The sequence below is a fragment of the Streptomyces griseorubiginosus genome, from assembly GCF_017614965.1.
Taxonomy (GTDB): Bacteria; Actinomycetota; Actinomycetes; order Streptomycetales; family Streptomycetaceae; genus Streptomyces; species Streptomyces griseorubiginosus_B.
In genome coordinates this window covers 1-821 of the sequence record NZ_WVUG01000688.1, presented here as the reverse complement: position 1 = coordinate 821, position 821 = coordinate 1, and the positions used below count along the sequence as shown (strand labels likewise).

General features: G+C 73.4%; 1 protein-coding gene. It reads left to right on the top strand.

The genetic code is table 11. From position 1 onward, the window contains the following. A partial coding sequence (locus tag GRC12_RS44770) for a ribokinase (protein WP_208786131.1) occupies positions 1-648 on the top strand: 648 nt, incomplete at its 5' end. Positions 649-821 lie beyond the last annotated feature (173 nt).

Below are 821 nucleotides of genomic sequence, written 5' to 3'. Positions count from 1 at the left end.
GTGCTGGTGGGCGGGGCGCCGACGGGGGTCGCGCTGATCACCGTCGACCCGTCCGGGGACAACAGCATCGTGGTGTCGCCGGGGGCGAACGGGAAGCTCGTGCCGGGGGACGTCAAGGCCGCCGCGTGTCTCTTCCAGGCCTCGCGGGTGGTCTCGGCGCAGCTGGAGATCCCGCTGGAGACGGTCGTGGAGGTCGTGCGCGGTCTGAGTCCCGACAACCGGTTCGTGCTGAACCCGTCGCCGCCGCGGCCGCTGCCGGGCGAGGTGATGGCGGCCTGCGATCCGCTGATCGTCAACGAGCACGAGGCGCGGGTGATCCTCGGCGAGGCGTGCGTGTCGGACCGGCCGGAGGACTGGGCGCGGCTGCTGCTCGCCAAGGGGCCCCGGTCGGTGGTGGTCACCCTGGGCTCCGAGGGCGCGCTGGTCGCCTCCTCGGCGGGGGTCACCCGAGTGCCGTCCGTGAAGGTCGACGCGGTGGACACGACGGGTGCGGGAGACGCGTTCACGGCGGCGCTGGCGTTCCGGCTGGGGTCGGGCGCGTCGCTCGTGGAGGCCGCCGGATACGCGGCCCGGGTGGGCGCGGCCGCGGTCACGAAGGAGGGCGCGCAGGTGTCCTTCCCGACGGCCGAGGAGGTCGACGCGCTGTGAAGAAGGCAGGGCCGTACGCGGAGGTGCTGCTGAGGTGCGGGTGTTCTTCTAGCGGCTTCCCGTGCCGGCTTCCTGCGGCGGCCCGACCGCCGCGGTGGACAAATTCGAGGGGGCCCGATCCGTCGACCGGGCCCCCTCGGCTTTTCCCCTCCAACATCAGAACCCCCGCGATC